The organism is Oceanitalea stevensii, from assembly GCF_014837105.1.
GTDB classification, from domain to species: Bacteria; Actinomycetota; Actinomycetes; order Actinomycetales; family Actinomycetaceae; genus Oceanitalea; species Oceanitalea stevensii.
This window is the reverse complement of record NZ_JACSPO010000002.1, coordinates 58378-75459: the sequence shown is the minus strand read 5'-3', so window position 1 is coordinate 75459 and position 17082 is coordinate 58378. Positions and strand designations below refer to the sequence as shown.

The window sequence follows — 17082 nt, the reverse complement described above, 5'->3', positions numbered from 1 at the left end:
CCCCCTCCGGGGGCCACGTCGCGTACCACGCGGCAAAGGCCGGGGTGGTCGGACTGACGCGCTCGACGGCGATCGACACGGCCGCGGCGGGCGTCACGGTGAACGCGGTCGCGCCGGGGTGGATCGACACGGCGTCCGCCTCCGACCACGAGCGGGTGATGGGCGCGGCCACACCCGTCGGCCGGTCCGGCACGGCGGACGAGGTGGCGTACGTGATCGCGTTCCTCGCCGGTGAGGGCGCCAGCACGCCCGCGGCTGCACCGAGGACACCTGCCGACGAGCCGGTGGTCGCCAGCGACCCGCGCCCGTCCTGACCGCCGGCGGTGGCGTCGTCACCGGCGGCGTCGGTCGTCGGCTCGGCCGACGGGGCCGCCTCGGTCGGTGCAGGGGCGGGTGCGCCCTCGGGTGAGAAGGTCCACGTCCACTCGGCTGAGGCACCGTCGTCGAGGACGAAGCCGGGCAGGGCACGCGCCACGACGGTCACCGTGCCGGAACCCGGGTACGTCCCGGCCGCCACGACGGCACCGTCGACGACGTACTCGACGCCGTCGACGGCCGGGACGGTGTACGCGTCGTGCTCCGTCCCGTCCGCGTCGGTGAACTCGACGGCCACCGGCGTCACCGGGGTCGCCTGGCCGACGGAGAAGATCGTGGTCGTGCCGGACACCTCGTTGCCCACCGCGATGAGGGGCAGCCCGTTGCCGGAGTCCGCGGCGGGGATGAAGGTGACGCCCTCCGGCCCGAGGTCGCCGGCCTGGGTGAGCGCGGCCTGCACGGCGTCCGTGCCGGGCTCCGAGTCGACAACGTCCTCCATCGACACGGAGAAGTCACGGTTGTTGAGGTAGGTCACGAAGAACGCGTCGGCGGGGTCGGTGATGTCGTGGACGACGACGCCGCCCACCCGCTCGAGGCCGAGGAAGGCGTAGGTGCGGCCGTCGACCTCACCGATCGCGAGGTTCTCGGGCTCGGGACCCTTGTCCTCGCTGCGGCCCTCGAGGGTGGACTCGCTGTGGCTGGAGTTGAAGAAGTCCGGCACGGCCGCCGCCGTGATGTGCTCGAGCTCGTCACCGGAGTCGAAGACCTGCTCGCCGTCCGTCGTCCAGATGGACAGCGAGCGACCGCCGAAGGCGTGGAGCTCCTCGAAGCAGGACCCGTCGTCCGCCAGGCCGCCGGCGATGCTGACGTTGAGCCGGCCGAGGTGCTCGTCGCCGAGGAAGTCCGCGACGGGGGCGTCCTCACACACAGCCGGCGCCGGCGTCTCGTCCGGGTCGCCGAGGTCCTTGACCCGGACCGACTCGACGTAGTCGCCCCACTCACGGGCGTCACCCTCGTTCGCCGTCACGAGGTAGGTCTGCCCACCGGCCGTGTAGGACGCCATCCCGTCGGGCATGTACATCCCGCGCAGGCCGGGGTAGGTGCGGATGTCGATGGTCGGGGCGTCCTCCGGGTCGCGGTCGGAGGGGTCCAGGCCGTTGCCCTCGACCGAGTGGTCCTTGAGGCCGAGGGGCCAGATGTCGGTGACGGTGGCGGACTCGAGGTCGACCACGGCCACGGCGTTGGCCTCCTGGAGCGCCGCGTAGGCAGTGCGGTCGTCGGCGTCGATCGCGACGTACTCCGGCTCGAGGTTCCGTGAGACGGGCAGGTCCTCTCCGTGAGGGGCCGGGCCGAAGACGCGGACCCCCTCGGGCAGGGCGCGCGTGCCGTCGTCCCAGGCGTGAAAGTCGGCGGTGCGGACGTCGTCCTGCGCGGGCGCGGCGACGGCCGCGGGCAGGGCGACGACGGCGACCGAACCCGCCGGGTCGAGGGTGAAGTCGTCGGCGGGCTCTCCCTCGTTCGCGACGACGGCGTACCGGCCGTCAGCCGTCGTCGTCACCATGTCGGGCAGCGCCCCGACGCGGACGGCTCCGAGCAGGGCGCCGTCGCCGGCGGCGTCGAAGGCGACGAGCCAGCCCGGCTCGGTCTTCGTCGGGTGCTCGACGGCGATGACGCCGAGGCCGTCCGCGCGGACGGCGACCGAGTTGGCGACCGCCCCCTCGGTCACCGTGCTGCCGTCCGCGGCGGTCGTCCCCGGCGTCTGGATCCGGTGGAGGAGGACCGGGTCGGCCGGGTTGGTGAGGTCGAGGACGTCGACGGTCGCGGCAGCCGCATTGACGACGAAGAGCCGCTGGGTCGGGGCGTGGAAGGTGACGATCTCGGCTGCCGACTCGTCGAAGACGCCCGACTCGTAGGTGCCGATCGCGGTGAGCTCGAAGGCGGCGTCGTCCGCGGTGACGGACACGGGGTCGGGGACGATCGCGGCCCCGGCGGTGAGCGCCGGGAGGGTCAGGGCGACGGCCGCCAGGGCTGCGGTCGCGGCCGCGGTGCGGCGCAGGGAGGTGGGCATGGGCGTCCTTCGTCGGTCGGCCGGGGTCGGCCCGACGCTAGGGCCGCGGGGTGACCGCCGGGTGTCCGCAGCGTGAACGCCGGGTGGGTGGCAAGGGGGATCCCTGACCCGGCGGTCGGGGACTCAGGGGGCGGCGGGGGTCGGTCCCCGATCCGCCGGCCGGGTCGTCGCGGCTTGACTGAGGTCGAGAGCCGGGGACCTCCCGGCGGACGAGAGGACGATGATGATCGAGGCGCGGAACCTCACCAAGCGGTACGGCGACAAGGTCGCCGTCGACGACCTCAGCTTCACGATCCCCGGCGGGACCGTCACCGGGTTCCTCGGACCCAACGGCGCCGGCAAGTCGACGACGATGCGCATGATCGTCGGCCTGGACCGGCCCACGTCAGGCTCGGTCACCGTCAACGGGCGCCCCTACCGCCACCACCGCGCCCCGCTGCGCGAGGTCGGCGTCCTGCTCGACGCCAAGGCCATGCACCCCGGGCGCACCGCGCGCTCCCACCTGCGCGCCCTCGCGGCCAGTCACCGCATCCCCGCCTCGCGCGTCGACGAGGTCGTCGAGATGACCGGCCTCACCTCGGTGGCGCACAAGCGGGTGGGCGGCTTCTCCCTCGGCATGGGCCAGCGCCTGGGGATCGCCGTCGCCCTGCTCGGTGACCCCCGCAGCCTCATCCTCGACGAGCCGGTCAACGGCCTGGACCCCGAGGGTGTCACCTGGGTGCGGACCCTGGTCCGCCAGCTCGCTGCGGAGGGCCGCACCGTCCTCATCTCCTCCCACCTCATGAGCGAGATGGCGATGACCGCGGACCACCTCCTCGTCATCGGCCGGGGCCGGATCCTCGCGGCGGGTCCGGTGCAGGACGTCATCGACGCCGCGACCGGCGCCGTCGTCGCCGTGCGCTCGCCCCAGGCCGAGGAGCTCGCCGCCCACCTCCGCGTCGACGGACACAGCGTGGACCTGGCGCAGGACACCCTCCGGGTGCGGGGGGCGACGACGGAGGCCGTCGGAGAGCTCGCCGCCCGCCGCGGGCTCGTCCTCCACGAGCTGTGGCTGCACCGCGCCAGCCTCGAGGAGGCCTACCTCAACCTCACCGGATCCGCGGTCGAGTACCGCGCCACGACGACGGAGACGCCCTCATGACCGCCACAGCCACGCGGGTCCCCAGCACCGCGACCACCCACGACCTCAGCCTCCTCGGCGTGCTCCACGGCGAGTGGGTCAAGCTCCTGTCCCTGCGCTCGACGTGGTGGATGGTGGCCGTCACCGCCGTGACCATGACCCTCCTCGCCGTCGGCGTCGCTCCCACGGCCGACGAGCTCGTGGCGTACGGCGCCGAGACGGGCGCCGAGGCCCACGGGGCCGAGCTCGTCGTCGTCGGCTTCCAGGTCGGCATGGTGACCCTCGCGGTGCTCGGCGCTCTCCTCATGACGGGGGAGTACGGCACGGGGATGGCGCGCTCCACGTTCGCCGCCGTGCCCACCCGGCTGCCGGTGCTCGCGGCGAAGGGGACGGCGCTCGCGGCACTCACGGTCCTCACCACCGCCCTCAGCCTGGTCACGGCGACCCTCGCCTCGGCGCCGGCCCTGTCCGAGCACGGCCTCGTCCCGCGGCTGGACCAGGCGCACACCTGGCAGGCCTTCGGTGGCGTCGCCTTCTTCTTCGTCGCCGTCGCGCTCATCGCGCTCGGGCTGGCCGCCGTCGTGCGGCACACCGCCGGGACCATCACCGCCGTCCTCGGGCTCCTCCTGCTCGTGCCCGGAGTGCTGCAGCTCGTCGCCGTCGACTGGGTGCAGGACCTCGTCAGCCTCATGCCCGTGCCCGCCGCCGTCGCCTTCATCGGGACCTCGGGGCTCATGTGGACCAACGAGCTGCTCAGCCCCTGGCAGGGCGTGGCCGTCGTGACCGGGTACGCCGTCCTCGCCATCGTCGCCGGCGCGGTCGCCCTGCGCCGTCGCGACGTGTGACGCGGCTCCGTGTGCGCGTCGGTGAGGCCGCTGTCACAGTGGTGGGATGGGTGGTGACGGGGAGCTCGTGGCGCGAGCAGCCCGGCACGGCCTCCGGCTCGAGCCGGAGTCGCTGAGCCACAACGACGCCGGGCTCGACTTCCGCGTCGCCTACGCCACCGACGTCCACGGCCGTGACTGGGTGCTCCGCGTCCCGCGGCGGGCCGGCATGCGCGAGACGCTGCGGCAGGAGGAGGCGGCCCTGGCCCTGGCCTCCCGCTACCTCAGCGACATCGCCGTGCCCGAGTGGCGCGTCATGTCCGACGACCTCATCGCCTACCCGCTCCTGCCCGGCCGCCCGGGCCTCACCCTCGCCGGCGACGACGTCACGTGGCACGTCGACCCGGCGTCCGAGCGCTACGCCGCCGAGCTGGGCTCGCTGCTCGCCCTGCTCCACGCCGTCCCGGTCGCCGAGGCGCGCGACGTCGGCGTGGAGGTGCGCAGCCCCGAGCAGGTACGCGAGTCGTGGCGCGCCGACGTCGCGCGGGTGGCGGACGAGTTCGACGTCCACCCGGCGCTCCTCGAGCGGCTGCACTCCTGGCTCGAGGACGACGAGCTGTGGCCGGAGTCCACGGTCTTCACGCACGGGGAGCTCTACCCCGCTCACGTCCTCATCGACCAGGACGAGTCCATCACCGGCGTCCTCGACTGGACCACCGCGCGCGGTGACGACCCGGCCCGGGACTTCATGTACCAGCACGCCTTCGCCCCGCCGGAGGCCTTTATCGCGACGCTGCGCGCCTACACGGCCGCCGGCGGGCGCGACTGGGGGCCGCGGCTCCCCGACCGGTGCGCCGCCCTCATGGCGGCGGGCCCGGTCGGGTACGGGGTCTACGCGCTGACGACCGGCCGGCCCGAGCACCGGGAGGCGGCGCAGGCCCAGCTCGGCGCCGTCTGAGCTACTCCTCCTCGAGCGCCGCGCCGCGGAGCTCGGGCAGGAACAGCGCCCCGATCATCGCGACGACGAACGCGACGCCGAAGGTGGCGAAGGCCAGCCCGGAGCCGCCCGCCGCGAGGAGCAGGGGGACGGTGAGGGGCGCGGCGATGGAGGCGAGCCGGCCGAAGGCCGCCGCGCTGCCGGACCCCGTGCCGCGCAGCGCCGTCGGGTAGACCTCGGGGCTCACCGCGTACAGGGCGCCCCAGGCGCCGAGGTTGAAGGCCGACAGCGCCATGCCCGCGGCGATGATCGCCGGCACGGTGGTCGCCTGTCCGAAGAGGACCGCGGCGACGGCAGAGGCGGCGAGGAAGGTGGCCAGGGTGGAGCGGCGACCCCACTTCTCGATGAGCCAGGCGGCCAGCGCGTACCCGGGCAGCTGGGCCAGGGTGATGATGAGGGTGTACTCGAAGGAGCGCACGAGTGAGAAGCCCTGGTCCACGAGCAGTGAGGGCAGCCAGCTGAAGGCCCCGTAGTAGGCGAAGTTGACTCCGAACCACACGACCCACAGTGCCGCGGTGCGGCGGCGGAAGCGCGAGGACCACAGCTCGCGCCAGTGCGGGGCAGCGGTCTCCTCGGCAACGGTGGGGGAGGGCACCGGCGCCTGGCCGGCGGCGTCCTCGTAGACGCGCACGGCGGCCTCCGCCTCCGCGACGCGTCCCTTGCGCTCGAGGAAGCGCACCGACTCGGGCAGCCGCATGCGGACGTAGATCGCGTACACGGCCGGGACCATCCCGATGACGAAGGCCCACCGCCAGCCGTTCTCGCCGGGGACGACGAAGTAGCCGATGAGGGCCGCCGCGATCCAGCCGACCGCCCAGAACGCCTCGAGGACGACGACGACGCGCCCCCGGATCTGCTTCGGGGCGTACTCGCTGACGAGCGTCGAGGCGACGGGCAGCTCGGCGCCCAGGCCCAGGCCCACGAGGAAGCGGAGCACGATGAGGGCGCCGACGCCGGTGACGAGGGCGGAGGCACCGGTGGCCAGCCCGTAGATGAGCAGGGTGAGCGCGAAGACCTGCCGGCGTCCGATCCGGTCGGCGAGGAGGCCGCCGACGCTCGCGCCGATCGCCATGCCGACGAAGCCGACGGAGAGGATCCAGGACTTCTGGCCGTCGGTCAGCCCCCACTCCTGGCCGAGGGCGGCGATGACGAAGGAGATGAGTCCGACGTCCATCGCGTCCAGGGCCCAGCCGACGCCGGAGCCGCCGAGGAGCTTGCGGTGCGCGCTGGTGAACGGGAGCCGGTCGAGCCGCTCGGCGCGGGTGAGCGACTGCTGGACGGAGGTGTCGGCGGCGGGCCGGACCATGGCGTGCCTTCCCAGGGAGGGGCGGGTGTCGGCGCGAGCGTAGCACTTCGACTCACGGCGAGCATAACCCGGTCAGGCCGGCGGTGCAGCCCGGAGACCGACGGCGAGGAGGTGCCGCTCGGGCGCGCCGTCGAGCCGGTAGCCGGCGTCGAGCTTGTGCGGTCCGGCGTGCTCGCCCTGCTCCTCGATCCACGCCAGGAGGCGGCCGAAGGTGTCGGCGATGGTGCTCGCGGGACCGTCGTGCGGCACCTGCGCCCAGCGACCGCCCGGCACGAGGGAGCCGACGGCGCCGGGGAACGGGACGTCTCCCGCGTCACCGAGCTCGAGGAGCACGCCGACGGTCTCGTGGTAGCGCCCGTCGCCGAGGTCGACGCTGAGCTCGGCGAGGGTGCCGGGGTGCCGGCCCGCGAGGGTGCCGGCCAGCGACCGCCACGCCGCCGGGACGAGGGTGCCGAGGTCCTGGAACCTCGCGAGGACGGGCAGGCCGACGACGAGCGAGGGCGGACGTTCGACGATCTCGATCTCCGTCACGCCGGCACCGTACCGCCCGTCACCGGGCCCGTGGGGTGGATCAGGCCGCCAGGGCCTCGACGACGGCGGGGACGGCGGCGGGCGGCAGCTGGAGGAGCACCCCCGTGGCGACCGTGCCGTGCCAGGCAGCGAGCTGCTCGCGCAGCTGCTCCGGCCGGCCGGCCAGCGCGACGTCGAGGACGAGCTCGGTGGGCACGGCCCGTGCGGCCCCCTCGCGGTCACCGGCGGCCCACAGGCGCGCCACCTCGGCGCACGCGGCCTCGTGGCCGAGCCGCTCGACGGCCTCCCGGTGGAAGTTCGAGCGCTGTGAGCCCATCCCACCGACGTAGAGCGCGAGGTGCGGGCGGAGCAGGTTCACGGCCTCCTCGACGTCGCTCCCGGCAGCCACCGGCAGGCTGACGTTGACCTCGAAGCGGTCCGCGGGCGGCAGGTCGGCAGAGCGGCGCGCGAAGCCCGCGGCGAGCTGCTCCCGGGCCCAGCCGTCCAGGCGGGGGGAGTGGAAGGCGGGCAGCCACCCGTCGGCGATCTCGGCGGCGAGGGCGACGTTCCGTGGTCCCTGCGCCGCGAGGTGGATGGGCAGGTCCGCCCGCAGCGGGTGGAGGGTGGGCCGCAGGGCCTTGCCCTCGCCCGTGGTGCCCTCCCCGTCGAGCGGGAGCCGGTAGTGGCGGCCGTCGACCTCGACCGGCGCCTGGCGCCGCAGCACCTGGCGGACGACGTCGACGTACTCGCGGGTCCGCTCGAGCGGCCGCGGGTAGGGCTGCCCGTACCAGCCCTCGACGACCTGTGGCCCGGAGGCGCCCAGCCCGAGGACGAAGCGGCCCCCGGACAGGTGGTCGAGGGTGAGGGCGGCCATCGCCGTCGCCGTCGGCGTGCGGGCGGAGAGCTGGGCGATGCCGGTGCCCAGCCGCAGGCGCGTCGTGCGCGCGCCCCACCACGCCAGCGGGGTGAGCGCGTCCGAGCCGTAGGCCTCGGCCGTCCACACCGAGTCCAGGCCGGCGGCCTCGGCGAGATCGACGGCGCGCTCCGCCCCGGCCGGGGGGCCGGCGGACCAGTAGCCCAGGTGCAGGCCCACCCGCAGCGGGGGGCGGGGCGCGCCGTCGTCGCTCATGCCGTGGTGCCCACGTGAGCCATGACCTCGGAGGCGATGAGGTCGAGGTGCTCGAGGTCGGTCATGTCCAGGCACTGGAGGTAGACGCGGGTGATGCCCTGCTCGGCGAGGGCGGCGATCCCGTCGACGACCTCCTGCGGCGTCCCGGCCAGGCCGTTGCGGCGCAGCTCCTCCGGCTCGCGGCCGATGGTCGCGGCGCGGCGGGCGACCTCCTGCTCGTCGCTGCCGACGCAGGCGACGAGCGCGACGGAGTAGACGAGCTCGTCCGGGTCGCGGTCCACGGCCTCGCAGGCGGCGCGGACACGGTCCCGCTGGGCGGCGATCCCGCTCTTCTCCGGGAAGGACTGGTTGTACTCGGTGCCGAAGCGCGCGGCCAGGGCCGGGGTGCGGCGCGGCCCGTTGCCGCCGACGACGACGGGCACCCGCTCCTGGACCGGCTTGGGCAGCGCGGGCGAGTCGACGAGCGTGTAGTGCTCGCCGGAGTGGGAGAAGGTCTCACCGACGGGCGTGGACCACAGGCCGGTGACGACCTCGAGCTGCTCGGTGAGCAGGCCGAAGCGCTTCTCGGGGAAGGGGATCCCGTAGGCCTGGTGCTCCTCGGCGAACCAGCCGGTGCCCAGGCCCAGCTCGACCCGGCCCCCGGACATGTCGTCGACCTGGGCGACCTGGATGGCGAGCACGCCGGGGAGGCGGAAGGTCGCGGAGGTGACGAGGGTGCCGAGGCGGATCGTCGAGGTCTCCCGGGCGAGGCCGGCGAGGGTGGTCCAGGCGTCCGTCGGCCCGGGCAGCGGACTGCCGTCGCCCATGCGCAGGTAGTGGTCGGAGCGGAAGAAGGCGGAGAAGCCGAGCTGCTCGGCGCGCTGCGCCATGGCGAGCTGGTCGGCGTAGGAGGCGCCCTGCTGGGGCTCGGTGAAGATGCGAAGGTCCATGTGCACAGCCTGCCAGGCCTGGGCAGGGGAGCACCCGCGGGCTCCTGGCCTGGCCAGGGTGCCGTGGTGGACGAGCCACGGCTCCCGCGGGTGCCGGTGACTGCCGGGATCTCGCCGCCGTCGGCGGAGGGACCGGCAGGTCCGTCCGTGGACTGCTAGCGGGCAGCCACCTCACGCGTCCAAGTAGAGATCATGTCTCGGACCACCTCCTTTCCCGTGTGTCACCAGCGTAGGAAGGGCGCCGGAGCGCTGTCACGCGAATATTGCGCTCAGGACCCGAGTGTCTTCTCGGCGGTCGCCTGGGCGGCCGAGAGGGCCTCGGTCAGTGGCCGCTCACCGCGGAACATCTCCTCGAGGACCGGGCGGATCGCCTCGAGCACCTGCCGGGCGCGGGGGCCGCTCGCGGCCGTGACGACGGCCTCGGGGGCGACGACGGCGGTGGCGTCCACGCCGCGGTCGGACCAGGAGCTGAGGTACAGGTCCTGCGCGCCCGCGGCGGCCGGGACCCCGACGCCGTGGCTGGCCAGCGCGGACTGGCCGTCGGTCGAGGAGAGCCAGCGCAGCACCTCGGCCGTCGCGTCCGGGTCCTCGGTGGCGGCGTTGGCCGCCGCACCCACGCCGTCGACGACGGACACCCGCCCGTCCGGGCCGCTGGGCACGGGAGCCACGCCCCAGCGGAGGCCGGTGGCGCTCGCGAGGTGGCGCATCTCGGCGGAGCTCGCCTGGAACAGGGCGAGGTCCCCGTTCACGAAGAGCTCGCGGTCCGGGGTGGGGACGGGCGAGACGGCGGGCAGCTCGGCGAGGTAGCCGAAGACGTCGCGAGCCTGCGGGCTCGTGAGGGACAGGTCGTCGCCGGACTCGGGGACGCCGCCCAGCTGGGCGAGGTAGGGCAGCCACACGGCGGGGGCGGTGAGGTCGGTGGTGAACCCGTACTGGGCGACGTCGTCGCTGGTGAAGTCCTTGTCGGTGGCCGCCCGGCCCTCCTCGTCCACGGTGAGGGCACGGACCGCCCCGCGCAGCGTGTCGCCGCGGGCAGGCGCGGAGGCGCCGCCGGCGGGCGCCTTCTCCCGCACGGCGTCCGGGTGCCAGGAGAGGGCCGCCGGGTCGACGCCGGCCTCCTCGACGAGGTCGGTGTTGTAGAAGAGCACGGTGGAGTCCCACAGCTGGGGGACGGCCCACAGCCCGTCGTCGCGGGTGTAGAGGCCGGTGACGGCCGGCTCCCAGTCACCGACGTCCTCCCCGAGCGTCTCGCGCAGCTCGAGGACCTCACCGGTGTGGGCGAGGGCGGCGACCGAGTCGCTCGTCGTCCAGAAGACGTCCGCCATCGTGCCGTCGGCGAGGTCGGAGGCGGCGCGGTCGGCGTAGCCGGCCTCGGGCACGACCTCGACCTCGACGTGGATGTCGCGGTGGACGGCGTTGAACGCGTCGAAGGACTCGCGGTAGGCCGCGGCCGCGGCGTCGTCCCACAGGCGGAAGGTCACCGTCGACATGCCGGCCGAGGCGTCGGTGCCGGCGTCGTCGCCCGCGGGCTCGCCGCATGCCGCCACCATCGCGGCGATCGCGAGTGCGGCACCTGCGCGGGCTCGCGCGCGGCGGTCCATGAGGCCCTCCCAGTGCATCGTCCGTGCCCAGGCTACCCGTCTCGCAGGACGTTGCATGACCAGTCCGATACGCGGAGCGGAACGATCCATGACTGTGCCCACACCACCGCCGTCGCCCGCGGCGTGGAAGTTGGTGACATCTCGCGGCCGCTCCTTGGCAGTTCTTGACGCGGACGGGTGTGCTGGGCCACAGTGACTCCAGGCGGGTGGGGGGACCCGCCGCCAACGAGGCGAGGGGGCGTCGTGAGCAGGGAGCGGTCGCCCCGCCACCCACCGTGAAAGGACACGTGATGCTCGTACGACGTCTCAGGCAGTGGAGCCCGGTGCTGGGCGCCGCCGCCGCCGTCGCCCTCGTGGGCGGCTCGATCGGTGCCGCGACGTCGGCGCCGCAGCCCGCGGCCGCGCCGCCGGCCACGCAGGCCCAGCCGTCCGACCAGACGGGCCCGACGGTCGAGCTCGGCGTCGAGCGGCTGCTGTCGGACCCCGACCAGCTCGCCCTCCTCGACGGCAAGCGGGTCGGTCTCATCACCAACCCCACCGGGGTGGACTCCGAGCTCACCCACTCGATGGACCTCCTCATCGCCGGGGAGGACGAGGGCAACTACGAGCTCACCGCGCTCTACGCGCCCGAGCACGGCATCCTCGGCGGGGCGCCCGCCGGCGCGAGCGTCGAGAGCTACGTCGACCCGCGCACCGGGCTCACCGTGTGGTCCCTCTACGGCGCCACGCAGCGGCCGACCGAGGAGATGCTCGAGGACGTCGACGTCCTCCTCTTCGACATCCAGGACATCGGCGCCCGCTTCTACACCTACATCTGGACGATGTACTACGCGATGGACGCCGCCGCGGAGTACGACAAGGAGTTCGTCGTCCTCGACCGGCCCAACCCGCTGGGCGACCGGATGGACGGCCCGGTGCTCGACCCGGCGGTCTCCTCCTTCGTCGGTCTGCGGGAGATTCCGATGCAGCACGGCCTCACGGTCGGTGAGCTCGCCTCGCTGTTCAACGGTGAGTTCCTCGACGAGCCGGTGGAGGACTTCCACGTCGTGCAGATGACCGGCTACGACCCCGACGACTTCGTCACCGGCTACGGGCTGGAGTGGGTGCTGCCCTCGCCGAACATCCCGACGCTCGAGACGGCGTGGGCCTACGCGGGGACCGGCCTCATCGAGTCGCTGGACGCCTCCGAGGGCCGCGGCACGACGACGCCCTTCCTGTGGATCGGCCACGGCGAGATCGACGAGCTCGGGGCCTACGAGCTCGCGGAGGACCTCAACTCCCGCGGCCTCGAGGGCGTGCACTTCCGCCCGATGTTCGCCAACCCGACGACGAGCAAGCAGGCCGGGCGGCTCTCCGGCGGCGTCCAGCTCCACATCACCGACCCCGCCGCCTACGTGCCGGTCCGCACCGGCCTCCACGTGCTCCAGGCCTTCTACGACACCGAGGGCGTGGACTGGCGCGAGGGCACCATCTACCCCAACCAGCAGTGCGAGACCGAGGCCGACACGTGCTGGATCGACCGCCTCACCGGTGACAAGGACGTGCGTCTCCAGCTCGAGGCGGGGGTCGACCCCGACGAGATCATCGCCGGCTGGCAGGACGAGCTGGCCGCCTTCGACGACGTCGCCGACGACTACCGCCTCTACGAGGACGCGACCCTCGCCGGGCTGCAGGCCGCCCTCGAGGGCTACGTCGCCGACGGCGCCGTCGCGGGTCCGATCGTCCGTCAGCTGACGACGGCGCTCGACCAGGCCGAGCGGCACCTCGACGCCGGACGCACCCGGCAGGCGGGCCACGCGCTCGACCGGTTCCTCCAGCACCTGGACGCACCCCAGCGTCCGGACACGGTGAGCGAGGAGGCGGCGGCCGAGCTGCGGGAGCGCGCGGTGGCGCTGCGTGACTCCCTCTGACGGGCGGGGGCGGGCCCGGCACCTCGACGTGGGTGCCGGGCCCCCCCCCCCGCGGCCCGCGGGCCGAGCCGCCCGACCTCACCGCCGTCGCCGCGGCGGCCCGTCCCGGCGGGCTGAGCACGCGGGAGACGGACCGCGCCCGCCTCGCCCACGACGCCTCCCACTACCTGCTGCGCCCCCGCGCGGTGGTGACCGCGACCTCGGTCGAGCAGGTCGCGGCGGTCATGGCCGCCGCCGGCCGCTCCCCGGTCCCCGTGCCGCTCACCTTCCGTGCCGGCGGGACGAGCCTGTCCGGCCAGGCGGTGACCGACGGCGTCCTCGTCGACGTGCGCCGCCACCAGCAGGACGTCGAGGTGCTCGACGACGGCGCCCGCGTGCGCTGCCGCCCCGGCGCTGTCCTGCGACGCGTCAACGCGTCCCTGGCCCGGTACGGCCGTCGCCTGGGCCCGGACCCGGCGAGCGAGATCGCGTGCACGATCGGCGGCGTCGTCGCGAACAACTCCTCCGGCATGACGTCCGGGACGGCGGCCACCGCCTACCGCACCCTCGACTCGATGGTCCTCGCCCTGCCCAGCGGCACGGTCGTCGACACCGCGGCCCCGCACGCCGACGCCCTCCTCGCCGCCCGCGAGCCCGAGCTCCACGCGGGCCTGCTGCGCCTGCGGGACCACGTCCGCTCCCGGCCCTACCTGCGCCGCGCCATCGAGCACCAGTTCTCGATGAAGAACACGATGGGCTACGGGGTCAACGCGCTGCTCGACCACGACTCCGCCGTCGAGATCCTCGCCCACCTCGTCGTCGGCTCGGAGGGCACGCTCGGCTACCTCGCCGAGGTCACCCTGCGCACCGTCCCGCTGCTCCCGCACGCCGCGACGGCGCTGCTCGTCCTCGACTCGATCGGCTCGGCCACCGCCGCGCTGCCCGCCGTCGCCGCGACGGGTGCGGTCGCCGTCGAGCTCATGGACGCCGCGGCCCTGCGCGTGGCCCAGCGCGACCCCCGCGCCGACCCGGTGCTGCGCGAGCTGGTGGTGGACGGGCACACGGCGCTGCTCGTCGAGCTCCAGCACGCCTCCCCGGAGGGCCTGGCCGGTCTCGTCGCCGACGCCGAGCCGCTGCTGGCGGGGACCGCGCCGGTCGTCGCCACGCCGCTGAGCGCCGAGCCGCGCTCGCGGGCGGCGATGTGGCAGGTGCGCAAGGGCCTGTACGCCGCCGTCGCCGGGGCGCGTCCCACCGGGACGACGGCGATGCTCGAGGACGTCGTCGTGCCCGGGCCGGCGCTGTCGGGGACCGTGCGCTCGCTCGAGGGCCTGCTCGCCCGGTACGGCTACGCCGACGCGGTGACCTTCGGGCACGCCAAGGACGCCAACCTCCACTTCATGATCAGCCCCGACCTCGGTGACCCCCGTGCCCGGGACGCCTACGCCGCCTTCAGCGAGGAGCTCGCCGGCCTCGTCCTCGACGCCGGCGGCTCGCTCAAGGCGGAGCACGGCACCGGCCGGATGATGGCGCCCTTCGTGCGCCGCCAGTACGGGGACGAGCTGTACGAGGTCATGCGGGAGATCAAGCGGCTGTGCGACCCGCGCGGGATCCTCGCGCCCGGGGTCGTCATCAGCGAGGACCCGACCATCCACCTGCGCGACCTCAAGCAGTACCCGCAGGTCCACCCCGAGCTCGACCGCTGCGTCGAGTGCGGCTTCTGCGAGCCCGCCTGCCCGTCGCGGCACACGACGACGACGCCGCGGCAGCGCATCGCCCTGCTCCGCGAGGCCGCCGACTCCGGACCGGAGCGGCGCGCCGAGCTCGAGCGCGACTACGACTACGCCGCGGTCCAGACCTGCGCGGCGGACTCCCTGTGCCGGGTGGCCTGTCCCGTCGACATCGACACCGGGGCCGTGATGAAGCAGCGGCGGGCCACGGCCAACGGGCCGGTCGCCCAGGCCGTCGGACGCCGGCTCGCGCAGGCGTGGGGGCCGGCGACGGCGGTGCTCCGGGGAACGCTCGCGGTCGCCGACCACGTGCCCGGGCCGGTCCTGGGGACGGCGACGCGCGCCGCCCGCGCCGTCGTCGGCCAGGGCGGGCGCGACCTCTTCCCGCAGGTCGACGAGCACCTCCCCGGCCCCGGCCAGCCCCGCACCAACCTCCCTCTCTCCCCGCAGGCAAGAAGTTCCTCGCCGAGCGCTGAGTTGTTACCCGGACAGCACGACGCCGTCTTCTTCCCCGCCTGCATCGGCTCGCTCTTCGCGGCGGAGGGCGGCGGGCCGGGGGTCTCGGCCGCGTTCGCGGCCCTCTGCGAGCGGGCAGGTGTGCGCCTGGCCGTCCCCGAGGGCATCGACGGCCTGTGCTGCGGGACGGTGTGGGAGTCCAAGGGCCTGGTCGACGGCGCCGCGGTGATGGCGCGTCGGGTCGCGGAGTCCGTGTGGTCGCTGACCGACGGTGGCCGCCTGCCCCTCGTGTGCGACGCGACCAGCTGCACCCACGGGCTGGGCTCGATCGGCGCCCGGCTCACCGGCGCGGCGGCCGAGCGGTGGGCCCAGGTCCGCGTGGTCGACGCCGTCACCTTCACCCGCGAACACCTGCTCGGGCGGCTCGAGGTGCCCGAGGCCGGCCTGCTCGACCGGCTCGCCGTCCACCCCACCTGCTCCTCCGTCCACCTCGGCGCGGTGGAGGACCTCACCGCCGTGGCCGCTGCCGTGGCCCGCGAGGTGACGGTCCCGGTCGAGTGGGGCTGCTGCGGCACGGCGGGGGACCGCGGGATGCTCCACCCGGAGCTGCCGGCCGGCGCGACCGAGCGGGAGGCGGCCGAGCTGGCCGCCGTCGAGCGCGAGAACGGCCGCTTCGACGCCTACGCCTCGTGCAACCGGACCTGCGAGATGGGCATGAGCGCCGCGACAGGCCGCCCCTACCGCCACGTCCTCGAGCTGCTCGAGGAGGCCACGCGGTAGCCCCGCGAATGTCCGACCCATCCGGGCGCCCGTGTGCTCCGAACCCCAGGTGACAGCGCAGGACCACCCTGGAGGAATGACATGAGCACGCTCCGCCCGACCCGTACCTCGGCCGCCGTTGCGGCCGCACTCGCGCTGACCCTGAGCCTTGCTGCCTGCGGCGCCGACACCGAGGACACCGGGAGCACGCCCACCCAGCAGGAGACGACCACGATGGCGCCGGAGGAGACCGACGCCATGGAGGGCGGCGACATGAGCGCCGTCATGCCCATGGGCACCGGCGACCCCTTCGCCGACGCCCGCACGGCCGCCCAGCACATGCCCGAGACCGCCGCGACGCTGGCGGCCGGCTTCGCCGCCGCGCTCGACATCCCGGGGGAGGTGGACTCCGACGCCGCCGCGCTGCGGGCCACGATGACCTCCCTGCTGCAGGAGCACGTCTACCTCGCCGGGATCGCCGTGGCGACGGGCTACACGACCGGGCTCGACTCCCCGGAGTTCGAGGCCGCCGCGGCGACGCTCGACGTCAACTCCGTCGCGCTCGCCGACGCCGTCGGCTCCCTCGCCGGTGACGAGCAGCGCGACGCCTTCCTCGCCCTGTGGCGTGAGCACATCGGCTACTTCGTCGACTACGCGGCCGCCGCCGCGGAGGGTGACGACGCCGGCAAGGAGGCCGCCCTCGAGGACCTGCAGGCCTACACGCAGGACGCCGGCGCCTTCTTCGAGGAGGTGAGCGGAGGCGAGCTCCCCGCCGCGGACATCGCCGCCTCGCTCGAGATGCACGTGTCGACGCTCAGCGCCGCCATCGACGACCTCGCGGCGGGCAGCCCCGAGGCCTACGCCTCGCTGCGCGAGGCCGCCGGTCACGTCGGCGAGGGTGCGGCCGTCATCTCCGCCGGCCTGGCCACGGCGACCGAGATGTCCGGCGACCCCGCGGACGAGGCGTCGACCCTGCGCGCGGACATGACCGCGCTGCTCCAGGAGCACGTGTACCTCGCCGGTGTCACCGTCTTCACCGCCTACACCACCGAGGGCGGGACCGAGTCGGACGCCTTCATGGCTGCCGCCGAGGTGCTCGACGCCAACACCGTCGCGCTCGCCGACGCCGTCGGCTCGCTCGCCGGCCCCGAGCAGGGCGAGGCCTTCATCGGCCTCTGGCGTGAGCACATCGGCTACTTCGTCGACTACGCCGTCGCCATCTCCACGGGCGACACGGAGGCCGCCGACATGGCGCTGACCGAGCTCGACGCCTACCGCGGCGAGGCCGGTGCCTTCTTCGAGGAGATCTCCGGTGGCGAGCTGCCCGCCGACGCCGTCGCCGAGGGGCTGGCCATGCACGTCCAGACCCTCGCCGGTGCGATCGACTCGCTCAACGCCGCACTCGTCCAGGGCTCCTGAGGACCGGCCCGGGCGGCGGTCGGCCGGCCGACC

12 protein-coding genes and 1 pseudogene are annotated in these 17082 nt (G+C 74.5%); 7 read left to right on the top strand and 6 right to left on the bottom strand.

All coding sequences use genetic code 11. The features are described 5' to 3' along the window. Window positions 1–44 precede the first annotated feature (44 nt). The gene (locus H9624_RS06445) at window positions 45–314 is read left to right on the top strand and encodes an SDR family oxidoreductase (protein WP_251839277.1); all 270 of its coding nucleotides are present in this window, start codon (window positions 45–47) and stop codon (window positions 312–314) included. A gap of 413 nt (window positions 315–727) precedes the next feature. Here H9624_RS06445 and H9624_RS06440 read toward each other — a convergent pair. Then, window positions 728–2383, bottom strand: a pseudogene (locus H9624_RS06440) (choice-of-anchor I family protein); the annotation flags it as partial. A gap of 223 nt (window positions 2384–2606) precedes the next feature. Between H9624_RS06440 and H9624_RS06435 the strand changes: the two are divergent. The 3 genes from H9624_RS06435 to H9624_RS06425 are packed head-to-tail and all read left to right on the top strand — an operon-like array spanning window position 2607 to window position 5285. After that, complete coding sequence (locus H9624_RS06435) at window positions 2607–3524, top strand: ABC transporter ATP-binding protein (RefSeq protein WP_251839276.1); 918 nt, start codon at window positions 2607–2609, stop codon at window positions 3522–3524. Continuing rightward, on the top strand, window positions 3521–4348 hold the full coding sequence (locus H9624_RS06430) for an ABC transporter permease (RefSeq protein WP_251839073.1): 828 nt from the start codon (window positions 3521–3523) through the stop codon (window positions 4346–4348). Before H9624_RS06435 ends, H9624_RS06430 begins: the two co-directional genes overlap by 4 nt. 46 nt (window positions 4349–4394) lie before the next feature. Next, entirely contained in the window at window positions 4395–5285 is an 891-nt protein-coding gene (locus tag H9624_RS06425; protein ID WP_251839072.1) for a macrolide 2'-phosphotransferase, read from the top strand. 1 nt (window position 5286) lies between these two features. Here H9624_RS06425 and H9624_RS06420 read toward each other — a convergent pair whose 3' ends face one another. The 5 genes from H9624_RS06420 to H9624_RS06400 all read right to left on the bottom strand — a co-directional run bounded on the left by H9624_RS06420 (window position 5287) and on the right by H9624_RS06400 (window position 10817). After that, entirely contained in the window at window positions 5287–6630 is a 1344-nt protein-coding gene (locus H9624_RS06420; protein ID WP_251839071.1) for an MFS transporter, read from the bottom strand. A 72-nt stretch (window positions 6631–6702) separates the two neighbouring features. Beyond that, window positions 6703–7161 (bottom strand): GyrI-like domain-containing protein, encoded by a 459-nt coding sequence (locus H9624_RS06415; protein ID WP_251839070.1) that lies wholly within the window; start codon window positions 7159–7161, stop codon window positions 6703–6705. 40 nt (window positions 7162–7201) lie between these two features. Beyond that, a complete protein-coding gene (locus H9624_RS06410) occupies window positions 7202–8239 on the bottom strand; it encodes an LLM class F420-dependent oxidoreductase (protein WP_251839275.1) in 1038 nt (345 codons plus the stop codon). Window positions 8240–8265: 26 nt separating this feature from the next. Next, the gene (locus tag H9624_RS06405; RefSeq protein ID WP_251839069.1) at window positions 8266–9198 is read right to left on the bottom strand and encodes an LLM class F420-dependent oxidoreductase; all 933 of its coding nucleotides are present in this window, start codon (window positions 9196–9198) and stop codon (window positions 8266–8268) included. 269 nt (window positions 9199–9467) lie between these two features. After that, a complete protein-coding gene (locus tag H9624_RS06400; RefSeq protein ID WP_251839068.1) occupies window positions 9468–10817 on the bottom strand; it encodes an extracellular solute-binding protein in 1350 nt (449 codons plus the stop codon). 272 nt (window positions 10818–11089) lie between these two features. Between H9624_RS06400 and H9624_RS06395 the strand changes: the two genes are divergently transcribed. The 3 genes from H9624_RS06395 (at window position 11090) to H9624_RS06385 (ending at window position 17049) form a co-directional block, all read left to right on the top strand. After that, window positions 11090–12709: an exo-beta-N-acetylmuramidase NamZ family protein gene (locus H9624_RS06395; protein ID WP_251839067.1), complete on the top strand. Its 1620-nt coding sequence runs from the start codon at window positions 11090–11092 to the stop codon at window positions 12707–12709. Window positions 12710–12741: 32 nt separating this feature from the next. Then, window positions 12742–15651, top strand: coding sequence for an FAD-binding and (Fe-S)-binding domain-containing protein (locus H9624_RS06390; protein ID WP_251839066.1), 2910 nt, complete (start codon window positions 12742–12744; stop codon window positions 15649–15651). Between the two features lie 81 nt (window positions 15652–15732). Next, entirely contained in the window at window positions 15733–17049 is a 1317-nt protein-coding gene (locus tag H9624_RS06385) for a hypothetical protein (RefSeq protein WP_251839065.1), read from the top strand. Window positions 17050–17082 lie beyond the last annotated feature (33 nt).